Annotated in this window: 22 protein-coding genes; 7 read left to right on the top strand and 15 right to left on the bottom strand. The window is 62.0% G+C overall.

Features of this window, described 5'->3' with window-relative positions; all coding sequences use genetic code 11:
- The first annotated feature begins 112 nt into the window (after positions 1-112).
- Positions 113-1,402 carry an HlyC/CorC family transporter gene (locus OQE62_RS18130; protein ID WP_265723457.1) on the top strand — a complete coding sequence of 430 codons (1,290 nt, stop codon included), beginning with the start codon at positions 113-115 and terminating at the stop codon, positions 1,400-1,402.
- A gap of 73 nt (positions 1,403-1,475) precedes the next feature.
- On the opposite strand, the gene rnhB is transcribed toward OQE62_RS18130, so the two are convergent.
- The 15 genes from rnhB to rpsB all read right to left on the bottom strand — a co-directional run bounded on the left by rnhB (position 1,476) and on the right by rpsB (position 16,870).
- The gene (gene rnhB / locus OQE62_RS18125; RefSeq protein ID WP_265723456.1) at positions 1,476-2,093 is read right to left on the bottom strand and encodes a ribonuclease HII; all 618 of its coding nucleotides are present in this window, start codon (positions 2,091-2,093) and stop codon (positions 1,476-1,478) included.
- Positions 2,093-3,247 (bottom strand): lipid-A-disaccharide synthase, encoded by a 1,155-nt coding sequence (gene lpxB / locus OQE62_RS18120; protein WP_265723455.1) that lies wholly within the window; start codon positions 3,245-3,247, stop codon positions 2,093-2,095. Before lpxB ends, rnhB begins: the two co-directional genes overlap by 1 nt.
- Positions 3,248-3,396: 149 nt before the next feature.
- Entirely contained in the window at positions 3,397-4,176 is a 780-nt protein-coding gene (gene lpxA, locus OQE62_RS18115) for an acyl-ACP--UDP-N-acetylglucosamine O-acyltransferase (protein ID WP_265723454.1), read from the bottom strand.
- Between the two features lie 91 nt (positions 4,177-4,267).
- Positions 4,268-4,705, bottom strand: coding sequence for a 3-hydroxyacyl-ACP dehydratase FabZ (gene fabZ, locus OQE62_RS18110; protein WP_265723453.1), 438 nt, complete (start codon positions 4,703-4,705; stop codon positions 4,268-4,270).
- A gap of 105 nt (positions 4,706-4,810) precedes the next feature.
- On the bottom strand, positions 4,811-5,878 hold the full coding sequence (gene lpxD, locus OQE62_RS18105) for a UDP-3-O-(3-hydroxymyristoyl)glucosamine N-acyltransferase (protein ID WP_265723452.1): 1,068 nt from the start codon (positions 5,876-5,878) through the stop codon (positions 4,811-4,813).
- Positions 5,879-5,899: 21 nt separating this feature from the next.
- On the bottom strand, positions 5,900-6,415 hold the full coding sequence (locus tag OQE62_RS18100) for an OmpH family outer membrane protein (protein WP_265723451.1): 516 nt from the start codon (positions 6,413-6,415) through the stop codon (positions 5,900-5,902).
- Between the two features lie 56 nt (positions 6,416-6,471).
- Complete coding sequence (bamA, locus tag OQE62_RS18095; RefSeq protein WP_265723450.1) at positions 6,472-9,078, bottom strand: outer membrane protein assembly factor BamA; 2,607 nt, start codon at positions 9,076-9,078, stop codon at positions 6,472-6,474.
- Between the two features lie 127 nt (positions 9,079-9,205).
- The gene (gene rseP, locus OQE62_RS18090) at positions 9,206-10,561 is read right to left on the bottom strand and encodes an RIP metalloprotease RseP (protein ID WP_265723449.1); all 1,356 of its coding nucleotides are present in this window, start codon (positions 10,559-10,561) and stop codon (positions 9,206-9,208) included.
- Positions 10,562-10,611: 50 nt separating this feature from the next.
- On the bottom strand, positions 10,612-11,781 hold the full coding sequence (gene ispC / locus OQE62_RS18085; protein WP_265723448.1) for a 1-deoxy-D-xylulose-5-phosphate reductoisomerase: 1,170 nt from the start codon (positions 11,779-11,781) through the stop codon (positions 10,612-10,614).
- Positions 11,782-11,870: 89 nt separating this feature from the next.
- Positions 11,871-12,716: a phosphatidate cytidylyltransferase gene (locus tag OQE62_RS18080; protein ID WP_265723458.1), complete on the bottom strand. Its 846-nt coding sequence runs from the start codon at positions 12,714-12,716 to the stop codon at positions 11,871-11,873.
- A gap of 156 nt (positions 12,717-12,872) precedes the next feature.
- Positions 12,873-13,634, bottom strand: a complete 762-nt coding sequence (gene uppS / locus OQE62_RS18075; RefSeq protein ID WP_265723447.1) for a polyprenyl diphosphate synthase — start codon at positions 13,632-13,634, stop codon at positions 12,873-12,875.
- Positions 13,634-14,191 (bottom strand): ribosome recycling factor, encoded by a 558-nt coding sequence (gene frr / locus OQE62_RS18070; RefSeq protein WP_265723446.1) that lies wholly within the window; start codon positions 14,189-14,191, stop codon positions 13,634-13,636. The genes uppS and frr overlap by 1 nt, the downstream gene beginning before the upstream one ends.
- Positions 14,188-14,925, bottom strand: a complete 738-nt coding sequence (gene pyrH / locus OQE62_RS18065; protein WP_265723445.1) for a UMP kinase — start codon at positions 14,923-14,925, stop codon at positions 14,188-14,190. The genes frr and pyrH overlap by 4 nt, the downstream gene beginning before the upstream one ends.
- Before the next feature lie 169 nt (positions 14,926-15,094).
- Positions 15,095-15,958, bottom strand: a complete 864-nt coding sequence (gene tsf, locus OQE62_RS18060) for a translation elongation factor Ts (RefSeq protein WP_265723444.1) — start codon at positions 15,956-15,958, stop codon at positions 15,095-15,097.
- Between the two features lie 165 nt (positions 15,959-16,123).
- Positions 16,124-16,870, bottom strand: coding sequence for a 30S ribosomal protein S2 (rpsB, locus tag OQE62_RS18055; RefSeq protein WP_265723443.1), 747 nt, complete (start codon positions 16,868-16,870; stop codon positions 16,124-16,126).
- Between the two features lie 337 nt (positions 16,871-17,207).
- On the opposite strand from rpsB, the gene map reads away from it, so the two are divergent.
- The 6 genes from map (at position 17,208) to dapD (ending at position 24,512) form a co-directional block, all read left to right on the top strand.
- Positions 17,208-17,978 (top strand): type I methionyl aminopeptidase, encoded by a 771-nt coding sequence (gene map, locus OQE62_RS18050; RefSeq protein ID WP_265723442.1) that lies wholly within the window; start codon positions 17,208-17,210, stop codon positions 17,976-17,978.
- 313 nt (positions 17,979-18,291) lie between these two features.
- On the top strand, positions 18,292-20,994 hold the full coding sequence (locus tag OQE62_RS18045) for a [protein-PII] uridylyltransferase (RefSeq protein ID WP_265723441.1): 2,703 nt from the start codon (positions 18,292-18,294) through the stop codon (positions 20,992-20,994).
- Between the two features lie 76 nt (positions 20,995-21,070).
- On the top strand, positions 21,071-22,243 hold the full coding sequence (gene dapC / locus OQE62_RS18040) for a succinyldiaminopimelate transaminase (RefSeq protein ID WP_265723440.1): 1,173 nt from the start codon (positions 21,071-21,073) through the stop codon (positions 22,241-22,243).
- 90 nt (positions 22,244-22,333) lie between these two features.
- On the top strand, positions 22,334-23,002 hold the full coding sequence (nth, locus tag OQE62_RS18035; RefSeq protein ID WP_265723439.1) for an endonuclease III: 669 nt from the start codon (positions 22,334-22,336) through the stop codon (positions 23,000-23,002).
- Between the two features lie 2 nt (positions 23,003-23,004).
- Entirely contained in the window at positions 23,005-23,358 is a 354-nt protein-coding gene (locus OQE62_RS18030; protein ID WP_265723438.1) for an ArsC family reductase, read from the top strand.
- Positions 23,359-23,480: 122 nt separating this feature from the next.
- On the top strand, positions 23,481-24,512 hold the full coding sequence (gene dapD, locus OQE62_RS18025; protein WP_265723437.1) for a 2,3,4,5-tetrahydropyridine-2,6-dicarboxylate N-succinyltransferase: 1,032 nt from the start codon (positions 23,481-23,483) through the stop codon (positions 24,510-24,512).
- The last annotated feature ends 47 nt before the right edge of the window (positions 24,513-24,559 follow it).

Raw genomic sequence — 24,559 nt, 5'->3', positions numbered from 1 at the left:
GGCGCACCCCGCTCCAGCTCCCTGAACTGAACCCCGAAACTTGAGGCACTAAACTTGCCAGCCCCACAATTCTGTTTCAATATCGCCGTTCATTATTGAACCGGGTTCCAAATTGAACGAAATACCGCTCGGCCTGCTGTTCACCCTGCTGGGCCTGCTGATAGTCATTTCCGCCTTCTTTTCCAGCTCCGAAACCAGCATGATGGCGCTGAACCGCTATCGTCTGCGCCATCAGGCAAAGAGCGGCCACCGCGGTGCCAGGAGAGCTGCCGACCTGCTGTCGCGTCCGGACAAGCTGATCGGTGTAATCCTGATCGGCAACAACCTGGTCAATATTCTCGCCTCGGTACTGGCGGGCGCGGTCTTTACCCACCTCTACGGCGATGCCGGCGTCTTCTATGCCACCGGCGTGCTGACGATCGTCATCCTGATTTTCGCCGAAGTCACACCCAAGACCATCGCCGCCTTGCACCCGGAAAAGGTGGCCTTTCCGGCCAGTATCATACTGCGCCCGCTGCTGTGGCTGCTGGCCCCGGCGGTATGGCTGGTGGGCAGCATCTCCAACGGCCTGGCGCGCCTGGTGGGCGTGGAAGCGGGCGAGGAGTCCGAGGCCGAGCACCTGGCACCGGAAGAACTGCGCACCGTGGTGTTCGAGTCCGGCGCCCTGCTGCCGAGCAAGCACAAGGGCATGCTGCTGAACGTACTGGACCTGGACCAGGCGACAGTGGAAGACATCATGATTCCCCGCAACGAAGTGGTCGGCATCGACCTGGAGGCTTCCGGCGAGGCGATCCTGCAACAGCTTGCCGAGAGCAGCTACACCCGTCTGCCGGTTTTCCAGGGCGATATCAACCGTGTGGTGGGCATACTGCACCTGCGCCGCGCAATCCAGATACTGCGCAACGGCCCGGAGGACTTCGACCCGGACCAGCTCAAACCCTACACCGACGAACCCTACTTCGTGCCCGAAGCCACCCCCCTGCCCACGCTGCTGATGAACTTCCAGCACCGGAAACGGCGCATGGGGCTAGTAGTGGACGAGTACGGCGAGGTGATGGGGATCGTCACCCTGGAGGACCTGCTGGAGGAAATCGTCGGCGACTTCACCACCAGCCCGGTGCCCGGCGAGGAAGATGAGATCGTCGAGCAGGAGAACGGCTGGTACCTGGTCGAGGGCGGCACCTCCATCCGCGAAATCAACCGCACCCTGCACTGGGAACTGCCCACCGACGGGCCCAAGACGTTCAATGGGCTGGCGATGGAGCATCTGGAAAACATCCCGGACGGCAATATCAGTTTCTTTATCCTGAATTACCGGGTGGAGATTGTGGAGATGTCGGACAAGATGATTACCCGGGCGCGGGTCAAGCAGATGGATCGACAGGCGTCGCCGCAATCGTAGGGTGCGCCGTGCGCACCGAGCAACGCCCGCGGAAATCCCGGTCACAGCCGGTGCGCACGGCGCACCCTACCGTTCAACCGAACTCCATCGACAACTGCTTTACCGGCGCAAAGCTCTGCCGGTGGATGGGGCTGGGGCCCAACTGCTCCAGTGCCTGCTGGTGCGCTTTGGTGGGATAGCCCTTGTGCCCCGCCAGTCCGTAGCCCGGATATTGCTTATCCAGCTCCGCCATTTCCCGGTCCCGCGTGACCTTGGCCAGAATCGACGCCGCCGCAATCGCCTGTACGCGACTGTCTCCCTTTACCACGGTGTCGCAGGGATAGTGCCAGTCGGGTTTTTTATTGCCGTCCACCAGTACGAATTCCGGCTGTACCGACAACTGCTCGACGGCGCGCCGCATCGCCAGCAGGCTCGCGTGCAGGATATTGAGTCGATCGATTTCGGCCACTGTCGCGCGGGCAACGGCGTAACAGAGCGCCCGCTCGCGAATCAGGTCGAACAGCGCTTCGCGTTTTTTCTCGGTCAGCTTTTTCGAGTCCGCCAGCCCCTCGATCGGCCGCGCCGGGTCGAGGATTGCGGCCGCAGCGACAACATCGCCGGCCAGTGGGCCGCGACCAACTTCGTCGACGCCGGCGAGCAGCTTTCCGTCGTAGGGACAGACATAGGGAGGCAATTCTTTTTTTGTACTCATTATTCGGCATCAATCAATTTACAGACAGCCTCCGCAGCGCGTTCAGAGGCGTTGCGCCGCAGTTGCTGGTGCAGGTCGTCGAACTCCCGCTGCAGTTGATCGTAGAGCAGCGGGTCGTCGTAGAATTGCAGCAGCGCCGCGCCCAGGTTCTCCGGTGTGGCATCGTCCTGCAGGATTTCCGGCACCAGCTCGCGCTGGGCCAGCAGGTTCGGCAGCGATACCCAGGAGGTGTGCAGCATGCGCGAAAAGATCGCGTAGGACAGCCTCGCCATTCTGTAGGCCACCACCATCGGCTTTTTCAGCAGCATGGTTTCAAGCGTGGCGGTGCCGGAGGCGATCAGTACATGGTCCGCCGCCGATACGGCGCCGTGGGAATTGTCATCCAGCAGTGTCACCGGCAGATCGCGGAAATCCTCGAGGAGCTTTTCCAGTTCAGCCTTTCGCTGTCCGTTCGCCGCGGGTAGCACAAACCTGAGTTCCGGGCGGCGCTGAAAACACCAGCGTGCCGCCTGCAGAAACAGCGGCCCCAGCAATTTCACTTCACCGCCGCGACTGCCGGGCAGCAGCGCGATCACCTTGTCATCCCGCTCGAAACCCAACTCCTCGCGCGCCGCCGCGGTGTCCACCTGCAACGGAATCTCGTCCGCGAGTGGATGGCCGACAAAAGTCACCGGCACCCGATGCTCGCGGTAGAAATCGGCCTCGAACGGCAGCAGCGTCAGCATATGATCCACCGCGCAGGCGATTTTCTTGATGCGGCCGCTGCGCCACGCCCAGACCGACGGGCTCACATAGTGCACCGTGGGAATACCGGCGGCTTTCAGGGATTGCTCGAGAGAGAGATTGAAATCCGGCGAGTCGATACCGACGAAAAGATCCGGCGGGTTGTCGATAAAATGCCTGCGCAGTGTGCGGCGGATACCGAGCAGTTCCGGCAGCCGCCTGAGCGGCTCTACCAGCCCCATCACCGACAGGCGCTCCATCGGAAACAGCGACTGCGCCCCCAGTTTCAGCATACGCGGACCGGCGATCCCCTCGACCTGGAGACCCGGAAACCGCTTCTGCAACGCGGCGACCAGGCCGGCGCCGAGGATATCTCCCGAGGCTTCGCCGGCGACGATTCCGATGCGCAGTGTTTTCTCGTTGACAGTCACTCGATAATGTCCATCGGTTCGAGGTCGGAGGGAGGTTTTCTTCCGCTCTATTCTTCCACGCTTTATCCGGCTTTATTCCAGCCTTTTCCGGTCATCTGACCTGCCCTCTCCCCCGCCCCCTCTCCCATAGGGAGAGGGGAGTCAAATGATTAGCGGGTTATACCGCGGGAGGAAGTCTGGAGGGAATCGATCCAGGGTTGGACCACGGCCGACTGCTCGCGCAGTTCGAGCAGTGCTTCCAGTGCCTCCTGCATGGTCAGCCCGCGGCGATAGACGATTTTGTAGGCCTTGTTGATCAACGCAATCTGCTCGCGGTCAAAACCGCGGCGCCGCAACCCTTCCGCGTTGATGGTCTTCGCTTCCGCCGGATTGCCAGCGACCATCACATAGGCGGGCACATCCTTGCCGATGGCCGCCCCCATGCCGGTAAATGCGTGCTCGCCGATGGTGCAGTACTGGTGAACGAGGCTGAAGCCGCTGAGAATGGCCCAGTCACGCACTTCCACGTGCCCGGCCAGCGCGACATTGTTGACGAGAATGGTGTGATTGCGGATGACACTGTCGTGGCCCACATGGGCGTAGGCCATGATCAGGTTGTCGTTGCCGATGGTGGTTTCGCCACGATCCTGGACCGTACCGCGATGGATGGTGACCCCCTCGCGAATGACATTATCGTCGCCGATCACCAGGGTCGTGTCTTCCCCCTGGTATTTTTTGTCCGGCGTATCCTGGCCAACGGATGCGAACTGGTAGATACGGTTGTTCCTGCCCATCCGCGTCGGTCCACTGAGAACCACATGGGATGCAATGTCGCAGCCGTCACCGATTTCCACCCCGGGCCCCACCACCGTGTAGGGGCCAATGCGCACCCCGGCACCCAGAGTCACTGACTCGTCGACAATGGCCGTGGGGTGGATATTCGTCTGCATTCTGGACCCTGCTCCTCGGTATCAGAAAATCCGGCAACTCTATATATACATCAAAAACCGCGAAACCGAACTGGTCACAGTGCGATTGTAATCAAACCTGTTTCACTGCACACAGCACGTTGGCCGAGGCCGCCAGCTCTCCGTCAACACTCGCCTTGCAGGAGAATTTCCAGATACTGCGGCGCTCTGAAAGCACTTCGGATTCGAGTTCAAGCCGGTCCCCCGGAACCACCTGGCGCTTGAAGCGCACGTCGTCAATGCCCGCGAACAGATACAGGAATCCGTCTTCCGGTTTCTTTCCCAGTGTCTTGAAGCCGAGAATACCGGATACCTGGGCCATGGCTTCAACGATCATGACACCCGGGAAAATCGGTGCCTCGGGAAAGTGGCCGTTGAATACCTCTTCGTTGACCGAGATATTCTTGTAGCCCTTGATATATTTGCCTTCTTCCAGCTCAACCACCCGGTCCACCAACAGGAACGGATAGCGGTGTGGCAGATATTGACGAATTTCGCGTACGTCCATCATTATTCCAAAAAGTCCCCAGAAACCATTTCGGGGCGCCGATGCGCTTCCGCATACCCACGCCCCGAAAACAACAAACCCAATACGACCGGCCAGATGCCGACTAAGTCAATCTTTTTCTCCGTCCCGACCCGGTTGCCGCAATGCCTCCAGCTGTTTTTCCAGCACCTTCAGGCGCCGGGCCATCTGATCCAGCTGGCTGTAGCGCACGGCATTGCGGCGCCAGTTACGGCTGTCGGAGAAAGGTGTACCACTGGAATAGGAACCGGCGCTGTCGATGGACTTGGTCACCAGTGTTCTCGCGGTAATATGGCTGCCATCCGCCACCGTCACATGCCCTACCACCCCGGCGCCGCCGGCGAGGGTGCAGTGTTTGCCGATGGTGGCGCTGCCGGCAACCGCCGAACAGGCGGCAATGGCTGAGTAGTCACCAATCTGCACATTGTGCGCGATCTGCACCTGATTGTCGATCTTGACCCCGCGGCCGATCACTGTATTGCCCAGTGCACCGCGATCGATACAGGTGACTGCCCCTATCTCCACCTCGTCGGCTATTTCCACGCCACCGAGCTGGTGAATCTTGGTCCAGCGACGCCGGTGCGGCGCGAAACCGAAACCGTCAGCTCCGATTACCGCCTGACTGTGGACGACACAGTCGCGGCCGATGAAGCAGCCGTGGTAGATCACGGCCCCCGGATGCAACCGAGTACCGGCACCTATTTCGCTGCTCTCTCCCACCACACAGTTGGCGCCCACCACAGCACCGGCACCAATACGCGCGAAGGCCTCTACCACCGCTCCCGGGGCAATACTCGCCTCCGGATCGACATCTGCATCCGGGTCCACCACAGCAGCCGGATGAATCCCCGGTGCCGGTCGCGGAGTCCGGTCGTACAGTGCCGTTGCCAGGGCAAAGGCATGATAGGGATTTTCCACCACCAACGCGGATACCGGGCATTCGGCCGCCAGCTCCTCACTGACCAGCACCGCGCAGGCGCGGGTGTCGACGAGAAAACGGCGGTAACTGGCACTGGCGAGGAAGCTGACCTGCGCGGGTGTGGCATCCTGTAACGTATTGAGCCCGGTCGGCACCTGTTCGGTATCCGCTCCGGGCGCAAGACGCAGGTCAGCGCCCAGCTGTTCCGCCAGCCGGGCGAGCGTCGGTCTTTCTTTCATCGGGAAGCTTCTGCCGGTAGCCTACTGGTCAGCGTTCATACGCTTGACCACAGCGGCGGTCAGGTCGGTACCTTCACCGGCATAGAAAGCGGAGTTGGCATCCAGGACAAGGTCCAGCTGCTGCTCCTTGATGATGGCCTCCAGCGCGGTTTTGGCCTTCGGGGCCATGGCTTTCTGGATTTCCTGTCCCACCTGGGACTCCATCGAACGCAGCTTCTTCACCGCACTTTCGAAGTCGGAGCGCTTGAAGTTCATTTTGCGCTGGTGTTCCGCCTTCTGCTCCTCGGACCAAGTCACGGAATTTTTCTGCGCGTCTTCAGCCAACTTCTGCACCTCGGTGCGAATGGACTCGGCTCTGCTCTGCAGCTCCGAATACTCCGAGCTGGTCTTCAGTGCGTTGACCTTGGACTTGGCGTCCTCGGTGCTCATGATGGCAGCCTGCAGGTTGATTACCGCTATTTTGGTCTCGGCCACGGCGGCGCCGGAGACCAGGATCCCGGCAAGCAGGACTGCGAAAATTTTTACACTCTTAAGCACGTCGGATTCTCCATATTGCTTTATTTATCGTTTGTGGCAACAAAACCCTAGGGGTCTTAGAAGCTGTTACCCAGCGAGAACTGGAACACTTCGATCTCGTCGTCGGCGTTTTTCTCCAATGCCTTGGACAGACTGAAAGTCAGGGGTCCGAAACCGGTAATCCAGGTGAGGCCGATACCGGCGGAGACATTGATATGGTCGAGGTCGACATCGTAGCAGTTGAGCTGTGAAATGCCACAGCTGGTATCGAAAACGTTACCCGCGTCGACAAAGAACGCCGACTGCATGGAGCGCTGATCCTTGACGAACGGAATCGGGAAGATCACTTCCGCACTGCCCTCGACCAGGATGTTGCCGCCGAAGGGGTCGGGCTTTCGGCTGGAAAGCTGCTGCACCTGTAATTGCCCCGTATCGGGATCAATCACATAGGATTCGGTCAACTCATCGGCGTCCACTACACCATCGCCATTGGCGTCATCCCAAGCGGAAACCCCGGTGATGTACTGCTCCGGACGCGTGGAACGCGGCCCCAGGGTATTGCGCTCGAAACCGCGCACCGAGCCGAAGCCACCGGCATAGAAATGCTCGAAGAACGGCAATTCGGAGGTCTCCCCGTAACCTTCGGCATAGCCCAGGCGGGTACGCAGGCGCAACGTCAGATCGTCAGTCAGCGGGCGGAAATACTGGCCCTTGAAAACGGCCTTGTAGTATTCCAGGTCGCCGCCCGGCAGCGCGACTTCCAGCGAGAGCCGCTGGGAAGTACCGCGGGTGGCGAGAATGCCGCGGTTCAGGGTCGAGCGGGCATAGGAAATGGTGCCGGTATAGGAATCGAAATCGGTGCCATTCAGGTCGACAAAGCCGTCCAGGTTCGTATTCAACAGGGAGGGGCCGAGCGGTTGACTCAGGTCGATCTCCTCCGGTATCGGGTTATCGTCGTCGTCAACGGCACCGATAACCTCTGTCGCCTCGTCGATATCATCCGGTGTTGCTACCGTATTGACGCCATCGATGGGCACCGGGCTATCCTTGATCTCCTTGACGGAATTCGTCTGCGTCCCCAGCTCCAAGTGACTGAAACCGATATTCAGCCCGATCCGGGAAATCTCCGAAATCGGGTAACCGAAATTCAGGCCGGCGCCGTATCTCGAGGTGTTATAGCTGGAGAGGTTGATCTCCGAGTAGTCCCGCTCCTGGTAAAACAGGTTGAAACCGCGGCTGACACCATCCGGTGTGAAATAGGGATCCGTGTAGGAAAAATTGGCGACCTGCTGGTAGCGGGATGTATTCACCGAGAAGCCGACGGATTTGCCGGTACCCAGCCAGTTGTTTTCCTGCACATTGGCACCCAGCACCAGGCCGTTGGACTGGGCGTAGCCGACGGTACCGCCGATGGTACCGGAGGGCTGCTCCTCCACTGTGTATTCCACGTCGATCTGGTCGGAAGTGCCGGGCACCTCGCTGGTCTCCACCTGCACTTCCTTGAAGTAGCCCAGGCGCTCCAGCCGCACCTTGGATTGCTCGATGCGCGCGGAGGAGGCGGAAGAAGACTCCATCTGGCGCATCTCGCGGCGCAGCACTTCGTCGGAGGTGCGGGTGTTACCGCGGAAATTGATACGGCGCACATAGGCGCGCTTGCCCGGATCGATAAAGAAGGTAACCTTGACCGTCTTGTCGTCCTCGTTAGGCTCGGGCATGCCGTTGACTTCGGCAAAGGTGTAGCCCTCGTTACCCAGGCGCTTGGTAATGTAGTCGGAGGTGGTGGTCATCAACACCTGTGAAAAGGTCTGCCCTTCGCGCACCAGCAGCAGCCGCTTGATCTCCTCTTCCGGCACCACCGGATCGCCGGCCAGGTCTACCTCGCTGACCTTGTAGACATCGCCCTCGGTCACGTTGACGGTAATGAAAACGCTCTGTTTGTCCGGGCTCAGGGAGACTTGGGTGGAATCGATCTTGAACTCCAGGTAGCCCCGATCCAGGTAGTAGGATTCCAGGCGCTCCAGATCGCCGGTGAGTTTTTCACGGGAATACTGGTCATCGCTCCTGAGCCAGGACAGCCAGCCGGTGGTCTGCAGCTCGAAAATCTCCGCCAGCTCCTCATCGGAAAAGGCGGAATTGCCGACAATATTGATATGCTTGATGGCGGCAACGGAGCCCTCGTCGACAATGACCTTCAACTCCACCTGGTTGCGCGGCAGCTCCTTGACCTCGGTTTTCACACTGGCGCCGTAGCGGCCCTGGGCCACATACTGGCGCTGGAGCTCCTGGGCCAGGCCTTCCAGTGTGGCACGCTTGAAAATCTGCCCCTCGGAGAGACCGTTCTCCTCCATGCCCACCATCAGGTCTTCGGTCTTGATCGCCTTGTTGCCGGTAATCTCGATCTTGGAAATCGCCGGGCGCTCGCGCACGGTGATCACCAGTACGCCGTTTTCCCGTCCTATCTGGATATCCTGAAAGTAACCGGTGCGAAACAGGGCGCGGGTGGCGCTCTGGATATCCAGGCGTTCGATCTGGTCGCCCACGCGCACCGGCAATGCCGCGAAGACAGTACCGGCCGAAACACGCTGCAGGCCTTCAACGCGGATATCGCTGACGACAAATGACTGCGCCACAGCGGTGATCGGCACAGCCAGGCCCAGAGAGGCCGCTTTCAGGAAATGATTCATCTACTGTCTGTCCAAATTCTTTATTAAAAATTCCAGTTGGTGGGGCGACTGTCGCCGCCCTCTCCCGCCCCTTCGGGGCACCCTCTCCAAAGGGGAGATGGGTAATTGCCGGCGACCTTCGGTCGCACTATAGCCTCAGAATATCGTTGTAGAGCGCCAGTCCCATGATGCCGAGCACCATGGCCATGCCCACCTGCAGGCCGATCATCTGCACCCGCTCCGATACCGGCGATCCCTTGATCGCCTCGATACCGTAGTAAAGGAGATGTCCGCCGTCGAGGACGGGGATCGGCAGCAGATTGAGGACACCGAGGCTGATGCTGAGCAGCGCCAGCAACGACAGGAACGACTGCCAGCCGGCCTCGGCCGAAGTGCCGGCCACTTTAGCAATGGTGATTGGGCCGCTCAAGTTCCTGGTCGAAAGCTGCCCGAAGACCAGCTTTTTCAGGGCGTTCAGGGTAAAAACCGTCTTGTCCCGGGTCTCCTGCAACCCTTTCGTCAGGGCACCGACGACACCGTAGTGGAAAGTTCGCACCCGCTCTTCGGGCCAGGACTCCACCACCGGCCCCACACCGATGCGGCCGATGCGCTCCCCGTTGTCGAGCGTCACCGGCTCCGGGGTGACTTCCAGCAGCTTGCGCTCGCCGTCGCGCTCCACTTCAACCTGCAGGGTTTCGCCGGCGCGGGCGCGGACATACTCGGTCCAACTGCTCCAGCCGTCGAAACGCTGACCGTCGGTGGCGAGAATACGGTCGCCCGCCTTCACGCCCGCTCGCTCCGCCGGGCTGTCGGGCACTACCTGTGACAGGACCATGGTGATCGGCGGCGTCCACATCTCCAGGCCGGCCTCCGCCACCGGATCCGGCACCTCCCGGCCGGACAGCCAGCGGTCGATATCCGCCACCATCTGGTATTCGAGTTCGGAATCCGGGTAGCGCACGGCGAACTCGATGGTGCCGGTATCGCCGAGGCGGTTGGCCAGGCGCCAGTTGAGCGCCTGCCAAGTGGGCGTGGGCTGCCCGTCGATGGAGAGGATCTCCTGTTCCGGCTCCAGGCCGGCGCGGGCAGCGATGGAACCCGGCTCCACCGATTTGACGATAGGCACCGGACCGGAAGTACCGCCCAGAAACACAACCCAGAAGAACACGATTGCCAGCAGGAAGTTGGCCAGCGGCCCCGCGGCGGCAATGGCAATCCGGGCCCAGACGCTCTTGCGGTTGAAGGCCTGATCCAGCTGGTCGGCCGGCACCTGGCCCTCACGCTCGTCAAGCATCTTCACATAGCCGCCGAGGGGAATGGCGGCTATGGTGAACTCGGTGCCATGGCGGTCGTAACGGGAGAACAGACGGCGGCCAAAGCCCACGGAGAAGCGCAGCACCCTAACCCCGCAGGCACGCGCCACCAGAAAGTGGCCCAGCTCGTGAAAGCTGACCAGTATGCCGAGGGCGACCAGCGCCCAGATGACCGTCTGAATAAAATCCATAGTGCTAATTCATGCCGTTGCGCGAAATCTTCGCCATTGTGGCCGGGTGACTATCCACCCAGGGCCTCGTACGCCAGCGCCCGCGCATTGCGATCCGCTGCTTCGACTGCATCCAGCCCGGTCAGTTCAACCGACTGCGCGGCTTTCATGACCCGTTCGATGACAGCCGGGATACCGGTAAACGCCAGCCGACCGCCCAGAAAGGCGTCTACCGCCACTTCGTTGGCGGCATTCAGGGCCGTGGGCGCGCTGCCGCCCGCATTCATGGCCTCGCGCGCCAGGCGCAGGCAGGGGAAGCGCGCCATATCCGGCGCCTCGAAATCCAGGCGCCCCCGGGCAATCAGGTCCAGCGCCGCCACGCCGCTGTCGATCCGCTCCGGAAAGGCCAGTGCGTGGGCGATGGGTGTGCGCATATCCGGGTTGCCCATCTGCGCCAGCAGCGAGCCGTCGCGGTACTGCACCATCGAGTGGACGATACTCTGCGGATGCACCACAACGTCGATCTGTTCCGGCCGCGCGTTGAACAGCAGGCAGGCCTCGATAAACTCCAGCCCCTTGTTCATCAGGGTGGCGGAATCCACCGAGATCTTGCGCCCCATGGACCAGTTGGGATGGGCGCAGGCCTCATCCGGCGTCACCCGGTGCAGGCCCTCCGCCGGGCGGGCCCTGAAGGGACCGCCGGAACCGGTGAGCAGGATTTTCTCCACACCGGCACTCTCCAGGCTATCACTGGGCTGCGGCAAGCACTGGAAGATGGCATTGTGCTCACTGTCGATCGGCAGCAGCTGCGCATCGCTGCCGGACAGGGCACGCATGAACACCGGCCCGGCCATCACCAGGGATTCCTTGTTGGCCAGCAATACCTTCTTGCCCGCCTCCACCGCCGCCAGCGTGGGCCGCAGGCCGGCGGCGCCGACGATCGCCGCCATCACGGCATCCACCGCCGGATCCGAGGCCACCCGGCACAGCCCTTCGACACCCCAGAGAATCTCGGTGGGCAATTCCGCGCCCGCGAGCAACTCCCCGAGCTGTTGCGCGCCCTCTTCGCTGGCGACCACGGCGTAGCGCGGTGCAAAGCGGCGACACTGCTGCGCCAGCTCGCCGATACGCTCCCTGGCGGTGAGCGCGAAGACGGAATAGCGCTGCGGATGGCGCGCCAGCACGTCGAGAGTGCTGACGCCGATGGAGCCGGTGGAGCCTAAGACGGTGATGGATTGCATAAAACCTCGGGAACCGGGGACTGAGGATCGGGGACCGGGAAATGCACTGGCCCTACCGATACCAGTCCCCAGCCCCTAATCCCCAGTCCCTACAAATACTTCGGCAACTCGCTGGCCAGCGCCGCCATGGTAAACACCGGCAACGCCGCTGACAGGCTGTCCAGGCGATCCAGGATTCCCCCGTGGCCCGGCAGTATGCGACTGCTGTCCTTGATGCCCCGGTGGCGCTTGAACATGCTTTCCACCAGATCGCCGATCACCGATGCCAGGGCCGTGACCAGCACGCCGAAAGAGAAGAGAACCGTGTTTTTCAGGGGCAGTTCCAGCAGGTAGGAGACCCCCAGCGCCAGGATCAGGCAGGCACCCAGACCGCCAAAAAAGCCTTCCCAGGACTTGCCCGGGCTGACCTCGCGCGCCAGTTTGTGCCTGCCGAAGCGGCGGCCGACAAAATAGGCGCCTACATCCGCGGCCACCACCAGCGCCACCACGAAGAGAACCAGCCAGGCGCCGTGTTCCTGGCCGCGCAGGATCACCAGCGCCAGCCACGCGGGCACCAGTACCAGCAGGCCGATCACGCAGCGCGCCACGCGGCTGCCCCACAGCATGGCGCTGGCCGGGTAACTCTGCACCCAGAGGAAGGCCAGCGCCCACCAGCCGCAGGCCACTGCCAGGATCTGGCGTGCGCGGGAGGTATCGGGGGCGGAGAAATCCATCGCAAATACGTACCTGGCGGTACCGATCAGGGCGGCGCCCAGCGCGGCGAGGAACACAAAGCGCAGGGCGCGATTGAGATTGGAGAGGTTGGCCCACTCCCAGCCGCCCACCAGGATCACCGCCACCGTCGCGGCGGAAAACCAGCTGATGGGGAAGAAGAACAGTGCGCCGAGAAACAGAACCAGCAATACCAGCGCGGTAATTATTCTTTGTTTTAGCACCGTCAAACCCTTTTCTTAGTCTGTTTCCCGTTTCGCTGCCACATCCGCCCGGCGGAGTGCCGGATCGCCGGCCACCGGGATGCCGGCCACCGGGGCGCCAGCCAAAGCAGAGTACAAGATATTGTTGTCGCAGGGAATTTTCCCGCCGGCGCCGGTTCAGGCCCCCGCCGCCAGGCCACCCCGCCCCCGACCGCCAAAGCGGCGATTCCGGCCGCAATAGGCCTCGATCGCCTCGTCCAGTGCCCGCTCGCCAAAATCCGGCCACAGGGTATCCGTGAAATAGAATTCACTGTAGGCGGCCTGCCACAGGATAAAGTTGCTGATACGCTGCTCGCCGCTGGAGCGGATCAACAGATCCACCGACGGCAGATCCACCAGTTGGACATAGTCCGCGAGCGTCCGCTCGGTGATGGATTCCGGCGATCGCCGGCCCGCGGCCACCTCTTCCGCCATGCAGCGGGCCGCCCGGGCGATATCCCACTGACCGCCGTAGTCCGCGGCGATCACCAGGTTGCCGCGGCTGCCATCGCGGGTCATGTCCTCCGCCTCTTCAATCGCTTGCGCCAGGCGCGGCGAAAACCGGTCCCGCCGGCCGATTACCCGCAGGCGCACGCCCTCTTCGCGCATGCGCTGGGCCTCTTTTCGCAGGTAGGAGTGAAACAGGCTCATCAACAGCTCCACCTCCTTCGAGGGGCGCTGCCAGTTCTCGCTGGAGAAAGCAAACAGGGTAAGCGCTTCCACACCGCGGTCCTTGCAGGCTTCGATCAGGTCGCGGATGCGCTCTACGCCGGCCTTGTGGCCGGCGGAGGGGGGCAGACCCCGCTGGGCGGCCCAGCGCCCGTTGCCGTCCATGATGATGGCGATATGGCGCGGGCCGGGGCGCGTCTGCGCGTTTTCGGCGGAACCACTGGAAGACATCAAATTTCCATCAGGTCTTTTTCTTTCTCCGCCAGGGCCTGATCCACCTCGGCGACATGCTTGTCGGTAATTTTCTGGATCTCGTCACCCGCGCGGCGCTCGTCGTCTTCGGAGATTTCCTTCTCCTTCAGCAGGGCCTTTATCTCGGCCAGGGTGTCGCGGCGGACACTGCGGATGGAGACGCGCGCATTCTCCGCTTCGCCCCTGGCCTGGCGGATAAAGTTCTTGCGGGTCTCTTCGGTCAGCATCGGCATGGGGATACGGATCACCGCACCGGCGGTACTGGGGTTCAGGCCCAGATCGGACTTCATGATCGCCTTTTCGATCTCGGGCACCATGTTTTTCTCCCAGGGGGTCACGGCCAGCGTGCGCGCGTCCTCGACATTGATGTTCGCCACCTGGGACAGCGGCATATCGGCGCCGTAATAGGACACGTGAATGCCGTCGAGAATGCTCGGGTGCGCACGGCCGGTGCGGATCTTGTTGAAGTTGCCGGCCAGCGCCTTGAGCGACTTGTCCATACGCGCTTTTGCGTCTTTTTTGATGTCTTCGATCACTGTGTCACTTCCTCTTCGATTAGCGTGCCCTCTTCGCCGCCCACCACGATGTTGAGCAGCGCGCCGGCCTTGTCCATGCGGAAAACCCGCACGGGCAGGTTGTTGTCGCGGCACAGGCAGATTGCAGTTAAATCCATCACCCCGAGCTTTTTGTCCAGCACCTCGTCGAAGGTCAGTTGGTCATAGCGGGTGGCATTCGGGTCCAACACCGGGTCGGCGGAGTAGACGCCATCTACCTTGGTGGCCTTCAGCACCAGTTCCGCCTCGATCTCGATGCCGCGCAGACAGGCGGCGGAATCGGTGGTGAAGAAAGGGTTGCCGGTACCGGCAGCAAAAATCAGCACTTCACCGCGCCCCAGGTGGCGGATTGCCGCCCGGCGGTCGTAGTGGTCGATGATGCCGCTCATCTGGATCGCGGACATCACCCGGGAAGAGATATTGGAGCGCTCCAGTGCATCCCGCAGCGCCAGCGCATTCATCACCGTGGCCAGCATGCCCATATGGTCGCCGGTCACCCGGTCGAGACCCGCCGCGTGCAGCGCTGCACCGCGGAAGAGATTGCCGCCACCGACGACCAGCCCTACCTGTACACCGATCCCCACCAGCTGGCCGATCTCCAGGGCCATCTTGTCCAGCACCTTGGGGCTGATTCCAAAGCCCTGATCGCCCATCAGCTCTTCGCCGCTGAGCTTCAACAGGATTCGCTTGTACTTGCGGTCTTTAACACCGGGCATTCATCGGTTCCTCTTCTGGTGCCACTGTGGGCGCGGACAGGGTCTGCCGCCGAACATTACAACAATTTCGGTCATTTACACAGAGGGGTGCCCCGATGCAGTCCAATCTGGACCCACCGGAGGCACCCCACTGCGAACGGCGCCCGCAGGCGCCCGCCTGTAAAGGCGATCAGGAAGAGGACTTGACCTGTGCCGCCACTTCCGCGGCAAAGTCCACGTCTTCCTTCTCGATACCTTCGCCCACTTCGTAGCGGACAAAGGAAGTCACTTCGGCGCCGGCTTCTTTGACCAGCTTGCCGACGCTGAGATCCGGATTCTTGACGAAGGGCTGTTCCACCAGGCTGTTCTCCTTCAGGAACTTCTTGATGCGACCACCCATCATCTTCTCGACAATCTCGGCCGGTTTGCCTTCCATATCCGGCTGTGCCTTGATGATGTCCTTCTCTTTTTCCAGCACTTCTTCCGGCATATCTTCCGGCTTGCCAACCTGCGGATTGACCGCAGTCACGTGCATGGCGACATCCCTGGCCAGCTCCACATCGCCACCGCTCAGGGCCACGATTGCAGCCATGCGGTTGTTGGAGTGAACATAGGCACCCACTACCGGCGCTGCCACCACTTCGATGCGGCGCACGCCGATGTTTTCGCCGATTTTCTGTACCAGCGCTTCGCGGGCCGATTCCAGCTCGCCCTCCATCAGCGCGGCAACATCTTTCTGGCGGTCGGCATAGGCCTTTTCCACCACACTGGATACGAAAGCCAGGAAGTTTTCATCGCGGGCCACGAAGTCGGTCTCGGAGTTGACTTCAACCAGCACGCCGTAGGAGCCGTCGTCGGCCACTTTCGCTGCAACCACACCGTCCGCAGCAGTGCGGCCGGCCTTCTTAGCCGCTTTCAGGCCGGAGGCTTTGCGCAGGTCCTCGATCGCCTTCTCGATATCGCCGTCCGCCTCGGTCAGTGCTTTCTTGCACTCCATCATCGGCAGGCCAGTGCGCTCGCGCAGTTCTTTTACCATAGACGCGGTAATCGCCATGATTCAATCCTCGGGGTTCTGTCACTTTGATGATTAGAAAAAAGGGGCGGGTGCCTGCCCCGCCCGAAATACGGTTATCACCGTATTCAGCGCGGGACAGGGCACGCGGGCCCCTTTTCGAATTCGCAGTGTAACCACGCTGTGTTACACCACTGCGCCCTGCAATTACTCAGCAGCGGCTTCGTCGTCGCTCGCCTCGACGTATTCGCTCTTCGCAGCGCCGGCACCGGCCTCTGCCGCACCCGCCACTACGGCATCCGCCACGGCGGTGGTGTACAGCTTGATCGCGCGAATGGCGTCGTCGTTGCCGGGGATGACATGGTCGATACCCGCCGGATCGCTGTTGGTATCAACCACACCGATTACCGGGACTCCCAGCTTGTTGGCTTCCTGGATAGCGATGCGCTCGTGCTCGACGTCGATCACGAACAGCGCGTCCGGCAGGCCGCCCATATCCTTGATACCGCCGATGGAGCGCTCCAGCTTATCCATCGTACGGGTGTGCATCAGCGCTTCCTTCTTGGTCAGCTTTTCGAAGGTACCGTCCTGGGACTGGGCTTCCAGGTCGCGGTAACGCTTGATGGAAGCGCGGATGGTCTTGTAGTTGGTGAGCATGCCGCCCAGCCAGCGGTTGCTGACATAGGGCTGGCCAGCGCGCTCGGCCTGTTCCTTGATGGATTTCTGCGCGGCGCGCTTGGTGCCGACGAACAGAATCTTTTTCTTCTGCGCGGCCATCCCCTTGATCACGTCCAGGGCTTCATTGAAAGCCGGGACAGTCTTCTCAAGGTTGACGATGTGAATCTTGTTGCGGGCGCCGAAGATATACTCGTCCATCTTCGGATTCCAGTAGCGGGTCTGGTGGCCAAAGTGCACACCAGCCTGCAGCATATCGCGCATGCTGACTTGGGGCATAAGTAAAACCTCAATTTGTACGGGTTAGTCCTCCACGCATCCCATGCATCAACCCCACCGCCCGGTATAACGAGGCGAAATGGAGCACCCAGACACATGTGCCGATGCGTGTGCGGCGTTGGTTTCACCCCGGGAGCGGCCCGGAGCGGCGCGCTTTATACCATATTGAGTGGTTCGTGGGTAGTGGTCGGTGGGCGGCGGTCAGTGGCCAGCGGGCGACAAGCGCCATACGGTCGCTCACCGCCCACCACTACCCACCAACCACTCATAATCCGCTACAATAGCGCGCCATCGCGGGCCAGGACCTCGCGACCACGCAACAACCCTGGGGACACGAATGACCACAGCTACCAAGACACCGGAACAGATCGCCAAAATGCGTACTGCCGGCCGCCTGGCCGCAGAGGTACTGGAGATGATAGGCGAGTATGTCGTGCCCGGCGTCTCCACCGAAGAGCTGGACCAGCGCTGCCACGACCATATAGTCAATGTACAGAAGGCCATCCCCGCCTGCCTCGGCTATCGCGGCTTCCCCAAATCCATCTGCACCTCCGTCAATGAGGTCGTCTGCCACGGCATTCCCTCCGAGAGCAAGATTCTCAAGAAAGGGGACATCCTCAATATCGATGTGACCGTGATCAAGGATGGCTGGCACGGTGATACCAGCAAGATGTACTTCGTCGGAAAGCCCGCCCCCCACGCCGAACGCCTGGTACGCATCACCCAGGAATGCCTGTACAAGGGCATCGAGATAGTCCGTCCCGGCACCACCCTGGGAGATATCGGCCATGTGATCCAGCGGCACGCCGAGAAGAACTACTACTCGGTGGTGCGCGACTTCTGCGGCCACGGTATCGGCGATGTCTTCCACGAGGAGCCGCAGGTCCTGCACTACGGCCAGCCCGGTACCGGCCTGGCTCTGGAAGAAGGCATGACCTTCACCATCGAGCCGATGGTCAACGCCGGCAAGGCCACTACCCGCGTCCTCGGCGACGGCTGGACAGCCATCACCAAGGACCGCCGCCTGTCGGCGCAGTGGGAGCACACCATGGTGGTGACCGGCGATGGCGTGGAGGTACTGACAGCGCGCGGCGAGGAAAGTTTTTAAAAGCGGGACCCGGGACCCGGGACCCGGCGTAGGGTGCGCCGTGCGCACCGACAAGGTCACAACGACGGCTCGATCCCGGAAAAACACCCGAGTTTGATACGAAGGCCCTGCTGCCGGTGCCTGTTTGCGGGACTGTCTGCGAGAGGGACCGAAGGCGCCGTGAATACCTGGAGCGGCCAAGACACCTCGCAGACAAGCCTCCAGCGATGGATATACGGGGGACGCCTAGTCCGTGTCCCGCAAACAGGCACCGGCGACAGGCCGCCACGGACCAGCTTACGGGCACAAAGCCCCCAGCCCAAACGGATACAAGATGCAGCCGGCCAATATCCCCTACTTCGAACGCCCCCTGTTCTTCTTCGATCAGGCCCGCTTCCGCCGCGCCCTGGAGAGGGGCGAGAAACCGGCGCTGGAGATTTTCAAGGATGCCGCCGGCGGCGCCGAGTGGCAGATGGCCGAGCGCTTCCGCGAGGGCGAGGACGTACGCACCCTGGTTCACGAGCGCGCCCTCTTCATCGACTGCCTGCTGCACTACGCCTGGCACCAGTACGACTGGCCCGACGATATCAGCCTGCTGGCGGTGGGTGGCTACGGTCGCGGCGAACTGCACCCCCACTCCGATATCGACCTGCTGATCCTCACCGATGGCACAGCCCCCGATACCGTGGACAATATCGAGCGACTGGTCGCCTTTCTCTGGGACCTGGGCCTGGATATCGGTCACTCGGTGCGCTCCATCGATCACTGCCTGGAACTGGCCGCAGAAGATATCACGGTGGCCACCAACCTGATGGAGTGCCGCACCGTGGTGGGCGACGACCGGCTCCGCGCCCGGCTGAACGAGCGCATGAGCCCGGAAAAGATCTGGCCGGCCGATACATTCTTCAGCGCCAAATACACCGAGCAGCAACAGCGCCACAGCCGGCAGCAGGCGGCCGAGTACAACCTGGAACCCAACATCAAGAACGCCCCCGGCGGCCTGCGCGATATCCAGACCATCTCCTGGGTGGCCAAGCGCTACTTCCGCGTGCGCACCCTCAAACAACTGCAGGGCAAGGGCTTCTTTACCGAAGAGGAATTCGCCATCCTGCAGTCCGGCGAGGACTTCCTCTGGCGGGTCCGCTACGGCCTGCACCTGCTCGCCGGCCGCGCCGAAGAGCGGCTGCTGTTCGACTACCAGCGCGAGCTGGCGAAACAGTTCGGCTATCTCGACAGCGACACCCAGTTGGCGGTCGAGCAGTTCATGCACAACTACTACCGCATCGTCATGGCGCTGCGGGAACTGAACGACGTGCTGCTGCAATTCCTCGACGAGGCCATACTGCAGCGCGGCGAACGCCAGAGCGTGACGCCCCTCAATGAGCGTTTCCAGCTTCGCGACAAAACCATCGAAGTCACCCAGACCAAGGTGTTCCTGGAGCAGCCCTCGGCGCTGCTGGAAATCTTCGTGCTGATGGCGGAAAACCCGAATATCGAAGGCGTGCGGGCGTCGACCATCCGGCTGATCCGCGAACAGCGCCACCTGATCGACGACGACTTCCGCGCGGACCCACGCAATGCGGAACTCTTCATGCAGCTGCTGCGCTCTCCCCGGGGCCTATCCACCCAGCTGTCGCGCATGACCCGCTACGGCATCCTCGGCCGCTACCTGCCGGAATTCGGCCGCGTCACCGGCCAGATGCAGCACGACCTCTTCCATATCTACACCGTGGATGCCCACACACTGCAGGTGGTACGCAATATGCGCAGCTTCCGCAGCCCCGAGGCCTGGCAGGTACACCCCATCGCGGCGGAAATCCTGTCGCGCATGCGCAAACCGGAGCTGCTGTATATCGCCGGTCTCTACCACGATATCGCCAAGGGCCGCGGCGGCGACCACTCCAGGCTGGGAATCGTCGACGCCGACGCCTTCTGCCGCCGCCACAACCTGCCCTCCCGCGACCGCCGCCTGGTCTGCTGGCTGGTGGAGAAGCACCTGCTGATGAGCCATGTATCGCAGAAGCAGGACATCTCCGACCCGGAAGTGGTGCACGATTTCGCCCGCACCATGGGCGATCGCGAACACCTGGACTATCTCTACGCGCTCACCGTGGCCGATATCAATGCCACCAATCCGGACCTCTGGAACAGCTGGCGCGCCAGCCTGATGCGCCAGCTCTACCAGGCCACCCGCCGCGCCCTGCGCCGCGGCCTGGAAAACCCCATCGACCGCGACGAGATCATCGAGGAGACCCGCGGCCAGGCGCACAACATGCTGCGCGCCATGGGCCTGCCGGCTGCGTCGGTCGACAATATCTGGGCGCAGATGGGCGAGGACTACTTCGTGCGCGAGAGCGCCGACAACATCACCTGGCACACGGCCGCCATCCACCAGTTGCACGCCGCCAACGCAAAGGGCCAGCCCGGCGACACCCTGGTGCTGACACGCAACTCCGGCCCCGGCGAACACGACGGCGCCACCGAGGTGTTCGTCTACACCCCGGACCGCGCCAACGTCTTCGCCGCCGTGGTCACGGGCCTCGACATGCTCAACCTGAACATCCACGACGCACGCCTGTACAATTCCGCCTCCGGCTACACCCTGGATACCTTCTACGTTCTGGACGAATCCGGCCAGCCGCTACTGGACGAGCCGCGCCGCCTGGAACAGATCCGCGACACATTGCAGGAGGAACTGGCGCTGGTGGAGGACTATTCGAAAGTCATCAAACGGAGAATCCCCCGGCGCCTGAAGATGTTCGAAATGGAGACCCGCGCCCACCTGACTACCGAGCCCGGCGATCTCTACAGCACCCTGGAAATCACCTGTGCCGACCGCCCCGGCCTGCTGGCACAGATAGCGCGCATCTTCGTCGACCACGACCTGCGCCTGCACAACGCCAAGATCTCCACCCTGGGCGAGCGGGTCGAGGATATCTTCCATATCACCGACGCCGACGGCGAACTGCTGCGGGACGACGACACCAACCGCGAGCTGGAACAGGCCATCTGCGACGAGCTGGAAGCGATTCAATAATCGGGGCCCGGCTGCGAGCGTATCGCCTGAACCGGCTCTGAGTGAAAGCGCAGAACAACCGGAACAATAATCGACAATGAATCCAAATATCGAAAAGTTACAGCCCTACCCCTTCACGAAACTGGCAAAACTGAAAGAGGGCCTGGAGCCGGCGGACAAGCCCCACATCGCCCTGTCCATCGGCGAACCCAAACACCAACCGCCGGCATTCGTGCGCGACGAACTGATCGACAACCTGGACCGGCTCGCCAGCTACCCGGCCACCAAAGGGATAGAGGCACTGCGCGAGGCCATCGCCCGCTGGCTGTGCGAACGTTTCCGGCTCGGTACCGTCTGTGCCGACACCCAGGTACTGCCGGTCAACGGCACCCGCGAGGCACTGTTCGCCTTCGCCCAGGCAGTGGTATCGCCGGGGGCAAAAGTGCTGATGCCCAACCCCTTCTACCAGATCTACGAGGGCGCCGCACTGCTCGCTGGCGGCACCCCGCACTTTATCAACTGCCGTGCGGACACCGGCTTCAAGCCGGATTTCGCTTCAGTGCCGGATTCCGTCTGGCGCGACTGCGAACTGCTGTATCTCTGCACCCCGGGCAACCCCACCGGCGCCCTGCTGGAAACGGAAGACCTGAAAGCGCTGATCGCACTGGCGGACCGCCATGATTTCACCATCGCCTCCGACGAGTGCTACTCGGAACTCTACTTCGATGAGCAGAAGCCGCCACCGGGCCTGCTGCAGGCCTGCGAAGAACTGGGCCGCGGCGACTACCGCCGCTGCGTGGTATTTCACAGCCTGTCGAAACGCTCCAACCTCCCGGGGCTGCGCTCCGGGTTTGTCGCCGGCGACGCACGGATACTGGAAAAATTCCTGCTCTACCGCACCTACCACGGCTGCGCCATGCCGGTCCCCAGCCAGTTCGCCTCCATCGCCGCCTGGCAGGACGAGCAGCATGTGCGGCATAATCGCGCGCTCTATCGCGACAAGTTTGCCGCCGTACTGGACATTCTCGACGACTGTCTGGATGTCAGCCAACCACCGGCGAGCTTCTACCTCTGGCCGCGGGTCGGCGATGGCGAGGCTTTCGCGCGCGAGCTTTTCCGGCAGCAGCATATCACCGTGCTGCCCGGCGGCTTCCTCGCCCGGGAGGCGGACGGCGCCAACCCGGGCAGGGAGCATGTGCGGATGGCACTGGTGGCGACGCAGGATGAGTGCGTCGAGGCAGCGAAGCGCATCCGAGAATTCTGTTTGTAGGCGCCTGCTGTGACCGCCATGGATGGCGGAATGCCGCCCAGCGGAAATGCAAATTCTGCAGGAGCTTAAAGTTTGTCAGGCGAAACGGGAATGGCTGTAAAGAACCTTCTGAAAAAAGAACGGGTGGAATTCATCCTCCACAAGCTGGAAGAACTCTACCCGGAAACCCCGGTGCCATTGCACCACAAGGACCCCTATACCCTGCTGGTGGCCGTGCTGCTGTCCGCCCAGTGCACCGACGAGCGCGTCAACCAGGTGACACCGGCACTGTGGAAACTGGCCGACAACCCGGCGGATATGGCGAAGGTACCGGTGGAGGAGATCAGGGAAGTCATCCGCCCCTGCGGCCTGTCGCCGCAGAAATCCAAAGCCATCAGCAAACTGTCGCAGATACTGGTCAACGAATACCACGGCCGGGTGCCGGAAAACATGGCCGCGCTGGAGACACTGCCGGGCGTCGGCCACAAAACCGCCAGTGTGGTCATGTCCCAGGCGTTCGGCCAGCCGGCCTTTCCGGTGGACACCCATATTCACCGCCTGGCCCAACGCTGGGGCCTGACCAGCGGCAAGAATGTGGCGCAGACGGAAAAGGACCTGAAGCGGCTGTTCCCGCGCGACAAATGGAACCGGCTGCACCTGCAGATCATTTTTTACGGTCGCGAATACTGTACCGCGCGCGGCTGCGACGGCACCGTGTGCCCCATCTGCACAACCTGCTACCCGGCGCGCAAAAACCCGAAGAAAACGAAGAAGGCCTGATTGTGACTGAACCCTCAATTGTCCTCTACGGCATCAAGAACTGTGACACCGTCAAGAAAGCTCGCAAGTGGCTGGAGAAGAATACGGTCGAATACCGCTTTCACGATTTCCGCGAAGACGGCATGGACAGCGTCCCCCTGAAGGAATGGCTGGATGAATTCGGCTGGCCGCAGGTCCTGAACCGCCGCTCCACCAGCTGGCGCGCGCTCGACGACGGGCAGAAGGAAGCCATGGACAACGCCACCGCTCTGGCGCTGGCCGGCGACACCCCCACCCTGATCAAGCGGCCGGTCACCGTCGCCGGCGACAGCACACTGTTCGGTTTCAGGGAAGCCGACTTTTCAGAGCTGGTTTAGGAAACTTCGTAGGATGGGCAAAGCGCAGCGTGCCCATCAAATGGCGTTGAGTGATGGGCACGTCGCTGCGCTCCTTTGCCCATCCTACAAAAACGCAAGACATTGAATAAACGGGAAGGATCATGAGCGACATTTACAGCATTGGATTTGGCGTCGGCACCCGCAACAGCAAGGGCGACTGGCTGGAAGTCTACTACCCGCAACCACTGTTCAAGCCGGATGCGAAAATCGCCGACGCGGTTACCGAAGCGCTGCAACTCGACGGCAGCAACGCCGCCATAGACCTGGAGCCGACACAGCTGCAACCGCTGGCGAGCAAACTGGACGCCGCCGGCGCCACCGAACAGGCGGAAATCCTCAAGCAGTTCGCCCACAGCGAACGTCCGCTGGTGGCCACGGTACTGTTCACCGACGAGGCGCCGCAGAATGTGCCCGAGGGCTACCTGAAGCTGCACCTGCTGTCCCACCGGTTGGTGAAACCCCACGAAACCAGCCTGGACGGCCTCTTCGGCAAACTGGTCAACGTCGCCTGGACCAACCGGGGCGCCATCGACCTGGACGAACTGCCGCAGCGACAGCTACAGGCGCGCCTGAACGGCGAGCACCTGGACGTGGCCTGCGTGGACAAATTCCCGAAAATGACCAACTACGTGGTCCCCGCCGGTGTGCGTATCGCCCACACCGCACGCGTGCGCCTCGGCGCCTACCTGGGTGAAGGCACCACCGTGATGCACGAGGGCTTCGTCAACTTCAATGCGGGTACCGAGGGCCCGGGCATGATCGAGGGCCGTATTTCCGCGGGCGTTTTTGTCGGCAGCGGTTCCGACCTGGGCGGCGGCTGCTCCACCATGGGCACCCTGTCCGGCGGGGGGAATATCGTCATCTCCGTGGGCGACAACTGCCTGCTGGGCGCCAACGCCGGTATCGGCATTCCCCTGGGCGACCGCTGCACCGTGGAAGCCGGCCTGTACATTACCGCCGGCACCAAGGTGGCACTGCTGGACGACGGCGGCAAACTGGTAGAACACGTCAAGGCGCGGGACCTGGCGGGCAAGTCCGATCTGCTGTTCCGCCGGAATTCCACCAGTGGCGCCGTGGAGTGCCGGACCAACAAGAGTGCGGTGGAGCTGAACGAGGCGTTGCACAATAACTGAGCGGACTCGGGACTCGGGACTCGGGACTCGGGACTCGGGACTCGGGA

This window comes from Microbulbifer halophilus (assembly GCF_026183675.1).
Taxonomy (GTDB): domain Bacteria; phylum Pseudomonadota; class Gammaproteobacteria; order Pseudomonadales; family Cellvibrionaceae; genus Microbulbifer; species Microbulbifer halophilus.
The sequence above is the reverse complement of the archived record's forward strand: the minus strand, read 5'-3'. Positions and strand labels throughout refer to the sequence as shown.